Origin of the sequence: Planococcus sp. CAU13, from assembly GCF_000775575.1 — a bacterium.
In the GTDB taxonomy this organism is placed as follows: domain Bacteria; phylum Bacillota; class Bacilli; order Bacillales_A; family Planococcaceae; genus Planococcus.
On the sequence record NZ_JRGN01000281.1, the window covers coordinates 1 to 9,762 of the forward strand.

The 9,762-nt window shown below is 46.7% G+C and carries 9 protein-coding genes and 1 other RNA gene; 6 read left to right on the forward strand and 4 right to left on the reverse strand.

Annotation, left to right across the window (positions count from 1 at the left end):
- Positions 1-163 precede the first annotated feature (163 nt).
- From KW93_RS13195 to KW93_RS13210, 4 genes are read right to left on the reverse strand one after another with little or no spacing between them, the layout of a single operon-like run.
- Entirely contained in the window at positions 164-1,177 is a 1,014-nt protein-coding gene (locus tag KW93_RS13195) for an ABC transporter ATP-binding protein (protein ID WP_033543500.1), read from the reverse strand.
- Complete coding sequence (locus KW93_RS13200; RefSeq protein ID WP_033543501.1) at positions 1,122-2,180, reverse strand: ABC transporter ATP-binding protein; 1,059 nt, start codon at positions 2,178-2,180, stop codon at positions 1,122-1,124. Before KW93_RS13200 ends, KW93_RS13195 begins: the two co-directional genes overlap by 56 nt.
- Positions 2,181-2,198: 18 nt before the next feature.
- A complete protein-coding gene (locus tag KW93_RS13205; RefSeq protein ID WP_033543502.1) occupies positions 2,199-3,146 on the reverse strand; it encodes an ABC transporter permease in 948 nt (315 codons plus the stop codon).
- Between the two features lie 15 nt (positions 3,147-3,161).
- Positions 3,162-4,067, reverse strand: a complete 906-nt coding sequence (locus KW93_RS13210; protein WP_033543503.1) for an ABC transporter permease — start codon at positions 4,065-4,067, stop codon at positions 3,162-3,164.
- A 357-nt stretch (positions 4,068-4,424) separates the two neighbouring features.
- Here KW93_RS13210 and KW93_RS13215 point away from each other — a divergent pair, with 357 nt between their 5' ends.
- The 6 genes from KW93_RS13215 (at position 4,425) to KW93_RS13235 (ending at position 9,568) form a co-directional block, all read left to right on the forward strand.
- The gene (locus KW93_RS13215) at positions 4,425-6,071 is read left to right on the forward strand and encodes a glutathione ABC transporter substrate-binding protein (RefSeq protein ID WP_033543504.1); all 1,647 of its coding nucleotides are present in this window, start codon (positions 4,425-4,427) and stop codon (positions 6,069-6,071) included.
- Positions 6,072-6,213: 142 nt separating this feature from the next.
- Positions 6,214-6,479, forward strand: an RNA gene (gene ffs, locus KW93_RS17180) — signal recognition particle sRNA large type.
- Between the two features lie 163 nt (positions 6,480-6,642).
- Positions 6,643-8,379 (forward strand): DNA polymerase III subunit gamma/tau, encoded by a 1,737-nt coding sequence (gene dnaX, locus KW93_RS13220; protein ID WP_033543505.1) that lies wholly within the window; start codon positions 6,643-6,645, stop codon positions 8,377-8,379.
- A gap of 28 nt (positions 8,380-8,407) precedes the next feature.
- On the forward strand, positions 8,408-8,728 hold the full coding sequence (locus KW93_RS13225) for a YbaB/EbfC family nucleoid-associated protein (protein WP_033543506.1): 321 nt from the start codon (positions 8,408-8,410) through the stop codon (positions 8,726-8,728).
- A gap of 12 nt (positions 8,729-8,740) precedes the next feature.
- Positions 8,741-9,337 (forward strand): recombination mediator RecR, encoded by a 597-nt coding sequence (gene recR, locus KW93_RS13230; RefSeq protein WP_033543507.1) that lies wholly within the window; start codon positions 8,741-8,743, stop codon positions 9,335-9,337.
- 15 nt (positions 9,338-9,352) lie between these two features.
- On the forward strand, positions 9,353-9,568 hold the full coding sequence (locus KW93_RS13235) for a YaaL family protein (protein WP_033543508.1): 216 nt from the start codon (positions 9,353-9,355) through the stop codon (positions 9,566-9,568).
- Positions 9,569-9,762: the final 194 nt, after the last annotated feature.

A 9,762-nucleotide genomic window follows, 5' to 3' on the forward strand; every position in this document is an offset into this window, starting at 1 on the left:
TCCCTTCAGCCAAACTTGGGTATTCCTCCGTATCAGACAAGAATTAATTTAACACGGATCAATCTTTACTGTCAACAGTTTTGAATGATTTTTTTACGAAATGGAATATAAAATTTCAAACAGCAAAAAGCCCCTGGATTTTTTATGTTCCAGGGGCTTTCGCTCAGTAATTTGCTGCTTTTGTTCCAGCCGCAATTTCTTCGATATAGTGGCAGGCGGCTTCGTGCTTGTCGACCATCGATTCGGTCGTGCGAAGCTCGGGAACATCCGTAATGCATTTTTCGGTGGCGAACGGACACCGCGTATGAAAACGGCATCCTGATGGCGGATCAATGGGGGAAGGGACGTCCCCTTTCAATACGATGCGCGTTTTCTTCTTGTCAGGGTCCGGAACCGGAATTGCGGACAGCAGGGCTTTTGTATAAGGATGCTTCGGATTTTCAAAAAGACTCTTCTTATCGGCGATTTCCATGATTTTTCCCAGGTACATAACGATAATGCGGTCCGAAATATGGCGGACAACGCCCAGGTCATGGGAAATGAACAAATAAGTCAACTGGAATTCGTCCTGCAATTCCTCCAGCAGATTCAGCACCTGCGCCTGAATCGATACATCAAGTGCCGAAACGGCTTCATCGCAGATGATCAATTGCGGGTTTACCGACAGTGCACGCGCAATGCCGATCCGCTGTCGCTGGCCGCCTGAAAATTCATGCGGGAAACGATCTGCCTGATAAGGAAGCAAACCAACCGTTTCCAGCAATTCTTCCGCTCGTGCCCGTCGTTTATCGGGCGGCAGAACTTTTTGGATTTCCATCGCTTCCATTAAAACGGAAGCCACTGTTTGGCGCGGATTGATTGAAGCATAGGGATCCTGGAAAATAATCTGCAGATCTTTCCGGTAATCCCGCATTTCCCGTTTTGAGATATTGGCCAAATTGACTCCCCGGTACTCGACCGTTCCAGCTGTCGGCTCTTCAAGACGCAGAATTGCGCGGCCGGTTGTGGATTTACCGCAGCCGGATTCACCGACGATGCTGACGGTTTCGCCTTCATAAATTGTGAAGCTGATGTCATCTACTGCTTTGACGTGGTTTACGGTACGGCCCAGAAAGCCGCCTTTAATCGGGAAGTACTGTTTTAGCCCCTCGACCTTTAGCAATTCTTGTTTCGCCATAAATTTCCACCTCCGATTCTCCATTCCATTCTTCTGAATAGATCCAGCAGCGGACCTGATTGCCTTTTTCATCTGTTTCGAGCAGCGGCATTTTGGTGCGGCACAGATCTGTGGCGGCCGGACAGCGCGGGGAAAAGCGGCAGCCGACCGGCATATTGTACGGGCTTGGCACATTGCCTTTGATCGGCTCGAGTTTCGTCTGCTCGATATCGTGGCGGGGCAGTGATTTCAAAAGGCCGATTGTATAAGGCAGCTTCGGTTCTCTGAACAGTGAACGGACATCCGAATATTCGACCACTTGCCCCGCGTACATCACGGCCACGTAGTCACAGGTTTCAGCTACCACTCCGAGGTCATGGGTGATGAAAATAACGGACATGCCTAGACGATCCTGCAAATCCTTGATCAATTCAAGGATTTGCGCTTGAATCGTAACGTCGAGTGCGGTCGTCGGCTCGTCGGCAATCAGTATTTCGGGGTTGCAGGCAAGGGACATCGCGATCATCACCCGCTGTCGCATACCGCCCGATAATTCAAAGGGGTAGTTTTTAACCCGTTTATCGGGGGAAGGGATACCGACCAATGTAAGCAATTCAATCGAGCGCAAATGAGCTTCTTTTTTGGACATGTTCTGATGCAGCATAAGAGCTTCACTGATTTGCTGGCCTACTGTATAGACGGGGTTCAAAGATGTCATCGGTTCCTGGAAAATCATCGATATTTCATTACCGCGGAGTTTCCGCATTTTGTCTTCCGATAATTTCAGCAAGTCCTGTCCTTTATAAAGGATCTCACCGCCTTTGGTTTGCCCGTTGCTGCCGATTAAACGCAGAATGGACAAGGCAGTGATACTTTTTCCGGAGCCCGATTCGCCAACAATTCCGATGGTTTTCCCTTTCGGCAATTTAAAGCTGACACCGTCTACTGCGTTTACGTCGCCCGCATCGGTTTTAAATGTCGTTTTTAAATTTTTTACTTCCAATATTGTTTCTAGGGTAGTCATTTTCTTTCCACCTCATTTCTAATTTAAATCAATTCGTTTGTTCAAGAAGCGATATGAAATATCAACGAGTAAATTGACGAGTACGAAAATAACGGAAATGACGAGTACCGTTCCCTGGACCACAGGGAAATCACGGGTTCGGATTGCATCGATTGTCAAACGCCCCATGCCGTTGATGGCAAAAATCGTTTCTGTCAGGACAGCGCCGCCGAGGAATCCGCCAAATTCAAGTCCGACAACTGTAACAACAGGAATCAGCGCGTTTTTCAATGCATGGCGGTAAGTGACCAGCCGTTCAGAAACTCCTTTCGCACGGGCAGTGCGGATGTAATCCTGCTCGATGACTTCAAGCATCGAAGAGCGGGTCATCCGGGCGATGATTGCTGCCCCGCCTGTTCCGAGTGTCAATACCGGCAGGATGACCTGGCGCCATTCATCGCCCCATCCGGAAGGCCGCATTTTAATGAATTCAAGCCATTCCGGCATCCAGTTGCCGATGGCGAACCATTGGATCAATAATAAACCAAACCAGAAGTTCGGCATGGATAAGCCGAAAAGTGCAACTACCATGATTGACGTATCAGTCAATGTATAATGCCGAACAGCTGAGACGATTCCAGCAATCAAACCCAGCAGCACGGCGACAATGGTGGAGTAAAAGGCCAATTCGACCGTGACCCAGAAGCGGGAGCCGATTTCATCCATTACGGGCCTGCCCGAACGGACCGAAGAACCAAGGTCTCCCTGCAGGGCGTTTGTCAGAAATTTACCGTATTGAACCGGAATTGATTCATTTAATCCCAGCCGTTCGCGGATATTGTTTACAGTTTGCTCAGATGCTCCCTCCCCGGCGACGATTTGTGCGGGATCTCCAGGAACCAGGTGCATGAGTGAAAACACCAGAATCGTCACCCCGAGAAGAACAGGAATCGTTTGAAGCAGACGTCGGATAATATATTTTGTCAAAGTATTGCACCTCCCTTATTTCTTCATTTTTGGATCGAGGGCATCGCGTACGCCGTCACCAAAAATATTAAAGGCAAGAACGACGAGAACAATCATTAACCCTGGGAATAAAGCAACGTGCCCAGCTTCATACATGAAGGGGCGGCCTTCATTGAGCATGGCTCCCCATTCCGGTCTTGGCGGCTGTGCACCTAGGCCAAGGAAAGCGAGGCCCGCGCCCGTCAATATGGCTGTAGCAATCCGAAGCGATGCCTGCACGATGATCGGCGACATGATATTCGGCAGAATATGTTTGAAAATAATCCGGAAATCCGATGCACCCAGTGCGCGCACGGCATCGATATATTCCAGCTTCCTGACCGACAGGGTGGAGCCCCGTACTACCCGCGCAAATGCAGGGACAGAGAAAATTCCGACGGCAATGATCACGTTTGTCAAACTGCCTCCGAGCACTGCCACAATTGCCAGTGCCAGCAAAATACCAGGAAACGCAAGAAGCACATCCATCAAGCGCATGATGACGGTGTCGATGCGGCCGCCATAGTAGCCGGCCACGATTCCAAAAATAACGCCGATGATCCCTCCGATAAAGACGGAGAAAAAGCCTACATATAAAGTCAATTTAGTGCCGAAAATCACGCGTGTAAAAATATCACGGCCAAAATTATCGGTTCCGAACCAGTGCGCCGCTGACGGTCCGGCCAGTTTATTTGTAATATCCGTCTGATTCGGCCGGTAGTCGGTAAATGTAGTAATAATCCACGGACCCACAAAAGCCATAATAATAATGAAAAGGATTAAACATCCCCCGATAACAGCGGCTTTGTTCTTGGCCAATCGCCGCCAGAATTGCTTGTAACTTTCAAGCCGGGGATTTATCCTTTCCGCTGTGACAGGGACGTTTACTGTTTCTTCGCTCATAAAATCCTTCCTTTCCGAAACAATAATAATTTAACTAGTTAGACTTTTTTAAGTTTACTAAAAAATATCTGATAATAATAGCCGATAAATTAATGTGAATAAGTAAAAATAAAATTATATCTGTAAAAAATGAGAGATTTAATTTTCTAATATAGTAATTAAGAAGATTTCTTCTTAAATTAACAGATAAAATATTATTTTTATATCATTGTAAAAAATATGAGTTTAATTATAGAAAAAAGTTATTTATTTGGGTCATATTGTTCACTAATTAACTTTGTGTTATATTATTGTCAGAATATTACGTGTAATAATTGATATTCTAAATTTTAAAAACTTAAAGGGGGTAAAGAAAAAGTGAAATTAACCAACAAGTCTCTTTGGGCAATCTTAATCACACTGGCATTGGCTCTGATTCTGGCAGCTTGCGCCGGAGGTGGAGGCAATGGCGCAGAAGAAGGCGGTACAGAAGGTGGGGAAACCGGAGGAACCGGCACTGAAGACGGTGCTGAAACCGGTGGAGAAGCAGCAGCGGGCGGAGACCTTATTATTGCAGTGCTTTCCGATGCATCCTCACTCGATCCACACGGTTCGAATGACGTACCTTCTTCCGTTGTTCAGGCAAACATTTACGAAACTTTGGTAAACCGCAATGAAAACAACGAAATCGTTGAAGGCCTTGCAACTTCATGGGAGCAAGTGGACGAAAATACCTGGTCATTCACATTGCAGGAAGGCGTCACATTCCATGACGGCGAAGAATTTAACGCTGAAGTTGTAAAAATGAACCTTGACCGCGTCCGTGACGAAGCGGTTGCATCTCCGCGTTATTTCTTATATGAAATGATTACGAGTGTAGACGTTGTAAGTGACTATGAAGTTGAAATCACAACTGAATATCCATTTGCGCCTTTATTGGCCCACCTTTCCCATAACGGCGGCGGCATGATTTCACCTGCTTCTATTGAAGCGGATTATGCAGCGATGGAATCAGGATCTGATCCAGGTTCTGTAATCTCAGAAGGGCCGGTAGGTACTGGATTCTTCAAATTCGATTCCTGGAACGCAGGTTCTGAAATTAAACTTGTCAAAAACGAAGAGTACTGGGGAGAACCGGTCAAAGTTGATTCGGTTGCCTTCCGTGTAGTTCCAGACTCACAGGTTCGCGCAGCGGATCTTGAAACAGGAAACGTTCATATCATCGATCCGGTACAGCCGAACGAAGTTGACCGCATCAACAATTCCGGTGTTGCTTCTGTCATGCAGACGGCATCATCAAGTTTGGCTTACCTGGGCTTCAACACTGAAAAAGAGCCTTTCAATAACCCGTTGGTGCGTCAGGCAATCTCACTTGCTGTAGACCGCGAAGCGATCATTTCCGGTGTTTATGAAAACTACGGCATCCCGGCAATTGGACCGTTGGCACCAGGAATATTCGGTTACACAGAAGATATTGACGCGATTGAATACAATATGGATGAAGCGCGTGCTCTATTGGAAGAAGCAGGCATGTCAGACGGCTTCTCCACAACTATTTGGACAAACGATAACCCACAGCGCCAGGCTATAGCTGTCCTTGTACAGGAATCGCTTGCCGAATTGAACATCACTGCTGAAATTGAAGTAATGGAATTCGGAGCTTATCTGGATCAGACAGCAGCAGGAGAACACGATATGTTCATCCTGGGCTGGTCGAACCCGACTGGTGACGCTGACTATGGTATGTATGCTCTGTTCCACTCTTCACAAAAAGGAAATCCGGGGAACCGTTCATTCTACGAAAATCCTGAAGTCGATGCACTTCTTGACGAAGGACGCCGTGAAGCGGATCCGGCTGCCCGCGAAGCAATCTACGCTGAAGTTGCGCAACTGTTGACAGATGATGCTCCGATGGCATTCCTGCTTCACACGGAATATCTAAACGGCATCGCTGATACGGTGAAAGGTTTCAGCATCGATACTTCCGGTATCTATCAGTTGAAAGATGTGACAATCGAGCAATAAGATGAAGTTTATCTGTTTAAAACCCGGACAGCTGGCAAACAGCGCGTCCGGGTTTTTCAATCCCGAACAAAAATGAAAGGGATTGTGCGCAATGATTCTTAAGGATTGATTTTTTCCGGAATAATTCGTATACTAGTAAATGCCGTGCTAGGTGGGAAGATAGCGGTGTCCTGTAACCTGCAATCCGCTTTAGCAGGACTGAATTCCTTTCCTAGGCTGTTTGCATGTAAGGTCTGCCTCATGCACGTAGTGTTGACATCTGGGTCCTGCGCAATGGGAACCCATGAACCATGTCAGGTCCGGAAGGAAGCAGCATTAAGTGGAACTTTCCATGTGCCGCGGGATCGCCTAGATCGAGCCAACGACATGGGTAACGCTTATGTACAGCAGTCGAAGAAAGGTGCACGGCATTAACTTTACAATCTGAACCTGTCCGCTTTACGCGGGCAGGTTTTTTGTTTGGATTTTATTTTTCAGGCAATGAAAGCCGTCCGAAAACCTTAAGAAGAAGGACGGATTTATGGTATAATGGAAGGACGAAAAACATATTTTTCAAAAGGAGAGAAAATCGTTGGCGTATCAAGCTTTTTACCGTGTATACAGACCCCAGTCCTTTTCCGAAATGACCGGTCAGGTGCATGTCAAACAAACCCTTCAAAATGCTCTCCTTTACAATAAGACGACTCACGCTTATCTGTTCTCCGGCCCGCGCGGCACGGGGAAGACAAGTGCAGCGAAGATTTTCGCAAAAGCGCTGAATTGTGAGAAGGCGCCGGCCACTGAGCCCTGCAATGAATGTTCATCGTGTCTGAGCATCATGGAAGGATCCAATACCGATGTCATCGAATTTGATGCGGCCTCCAATTCCCGTGTGGAAGAAATGCGGGAAATCATCGAAAAGGTTCGTTTTTCTCCTGCGAATTCACGTTTCAAGATTTACATTATCGATGAAGTTCATATGCTGTCCAACAGTGCATTTAACGCTCTGCTGAAAACGCTCGAAGAACCGCCGGAACATGTCGTCTTCATTCTCGCGACTACCGAGCCGCATAAATTGCCGTTGACGATCATTTCGAGATGCCAGCGCTTTGATTTTAAATCGCATACGCAAGCGGACATCGTCATGCGCATGATTGAAGTTCTCGATGACGCAAACATTCCGTACAATGAACAAGTGCTGAAAATCATTGCTCAGGCAGCAGCCGGTGGAATGCGGGATGCACTCAGTCTGCTCGATCAGGTCGTGTCCTTCAGCGGAGACGAAATGTCCATTGAAGATGCGCTGCTGGTAACGGGTTCAATCAGCCAGGACATGTTCTATAATATTGCAGAAGCGCTGCTTGCAAAAGATATCGGGCAGGCTTTGACTTTATTGGAACAATTGGTCCGTGACGGCAAAGATCCGGTGCGGCTGGTGGAAGATTTCATCACCTTTTTCCGCGACCTCCTGCTGATTCAGACAGCGCCGGATCTCCATGATATGCTGGAACTTGCCAGCCACGAATCCCGTTTTGAAGAATTGGCGAAACAATTTGAACCGGCGACGCTTTACAGCTGGATCGATATCATGACAAAAACACAGCAGGAAATGCGCTTCTCCAACCATACAAAAATTTATATGGAGACGGCCCTGCTGAAAATGGTGCAGGCGGAAACGCCAGCAGCGGCATCAGTGTCATCGGCCGTTTCACCGGAACTCGAAGCGAAAGTATCAGTGCTCGAACAGCTGGTCCGTGATTTGCAGCAGCAATTGAAAAATGGCAACGGCGCATCTGCAGCATCAGCTCCTGCTGAACAGAAAAAGCGGCAGCGTGTGCAGAATGGCTTTAAAATTCCGACCGGCCGCATTCAGGAAGTGCTGAAAAATGCAACCAAGCCGGACATTCAGGCAATCAAAACAAATTGGGCGACTGTAATGGGCCAGCTGCAGAAATCCCATTCGGCTTTATTGAATGAAGCAGAGCCGGTAGCGGCATCAAGTGATGCATTTGTGTTAAAATTCAAGTATGATATTCATTGCCAGATGGCATCAGAAAACCAGACGTTTGCAGCGATGTTCAGTGAGTTGCTGGAACAGTATACAGGAAAAGCGTATACGCCGGTTTATGTCCCCGATGCGAGTTGGCTGAAGATCCGTGAAGATTTCATTAAAACCAGCGGATTGAAAGCAGGCACTGAAGAAAATCAGGCGGATACTGAAGAAGAAAATCCGTTTTCCCAGGAAGGCGCTGCAGCGGAGGAAGATCCGTTCATCGCCGAAGCGGAGCAGCTTTTCGGAAAAGACTTCGTCGAAATTCATGAAGACTGACAAACACATATAATAGGAGGAATACATTATGCGCGGTGGCGGAAATATGCAAGGTATGATGAAACAGATGCAGAAAATGCAAAAACAGATGGCTGAGGCTCAGGAAGAACTTGGCACAATGAAATTCGAAGGGGCAGCTGGCGGCGGTATGGTCAAAGTCACTGTTTCCGGACATAAAGAAGTACTGGATATCGTCATGGATCCATCTGTTGTGGACCCTGAAGATGTAGAAATGCTGCAGGATCTGTTAGTGGTAGCAACAAACGAAGCATTCAAAAAAGCGGACGAACACGCGAATTCCACAATGGGGAAATTCACGAAGGGCTTGAACATCCCAGGAATGTTCTAGGAGGCAATAATTATGCATTATCCGGAACCAATATCGAAATTAATGGAGAGTTTTATGAAATTGCCAGGGATTGGGCCGAAAACAGCGGCCCGTCTGGCATTTTTTGTGCTTGGAATGAAAGAAGATACGGTGCTTGATTTTGCGAAAGCGCTAGTCGATGCAAAGCGTAACTTAAGTTTCTGTTCCGTGTGCGGCCATATTACGGATGTGGACCCTTGTCATATTTGTCAGGATCCGAAGCGGGACCGTACGACCATCTGCGTTGTTCAGGATCCGAAAGATGTAATCGCCATGGAGAAAATGCGTGATTACACCGGTTTGTACCATGTGCTGCAAGGAGCAATCTCTCCAATGGAAGGAATCGGTCCTGAAGACATCAACGTGCCTTCGCTGCTTAAACGTTTACAGGATGAGCAAGTGGAAGAATTGATACTTGCAACGAATCCGACAATTGAAGGCGAAGCGACAGCCATGTATATTTCACGCCTGGTCAAACCATCAGGAATTAAAACGACACGCATTGCCCACGGCTTACCGGTAGGCGGAGATCTGGAGTATGCGGATGAAGTAACCTTATCGAAAGCGCTTGAAGGCCGGCGCGAGTTATAAAGAGGAGATCGACGAATGCTGTTTTCAAGAAAAGGCAGATTAAAAAAAGAATTTGACGAGCAGTTGATTTCCCAGTTCTTCGACACGAAGCAAGAATTGCAAGTTGCCAAGGAAATGGAAGAAATGTCTGACGATTATGATTTGTATATAATTGCTAAACGGAAAATTGCTGAAAGTAAATATTTGTTTTTGTTGAAGGAAGCAAGGCTCCGTGAAGTAAAAATCAAGTGAAGGCAGAGGTTTTCGTGACTCGGTCTTCGCTTTTCTTTTTCACTGCTTATATAGAAGGAAAAATGAAAAACAGTTGAATGCTTTTTAAATATAATATTATTTGGTAAATCTGTTGACAGTACGAGAGAGATGCTTTAGTATAGTAGAAGTCGTCAAGAACGACAGCAAACATGAACCTTGAAAACTGAACAGCA

Excerpts from the sequence above, each read along its gene's own strand:
- recR (WP_033543507.1), top strand. The coding sequence starts at position 8,741 with ATGCATTATCCGGAACCAATATCGAAATTAATGGAGAGTTTTATGAAA.
- KW93_RS13225 (WP_033543506.1), top strand. The coding sequence starts at position 8,408 with ATGCGCGGTGGCGGAAATATGCAAGGTATGATGAAACAGATGCAGAAA.
- KW93_RS13195 (WP_033543500.1), bottom strand. The coding sequence starts at position 1,177 with ATGGCGAAACAAGAATTGCTAAAGGTCGAGGGGCTAAAACAGTACTTC.
- KW93_RS13235 (WP_033543508.1), top strand. The coding sequence starts at position 9,353 with ATGCTGTTTTCAAGAAAAGGCAGATTAAAAAAAGAATTTGACGAGCAG.
- KW93_RS13210 (WP_033543503.1), bottom strand. The coding sequence starts at position 4,067 with ATGAGCGAAGAAACAGTAAACGTCCCTGTCACAGCGGAAAGGATAAAT.
- KW93_RS13200 (WP_033543501.1), bottom strand. The coding sequence starts at position 2,180 with ATGACTACCCTAGAAACAATATTGGAAGTAAAAAATTTAAAAACGACA.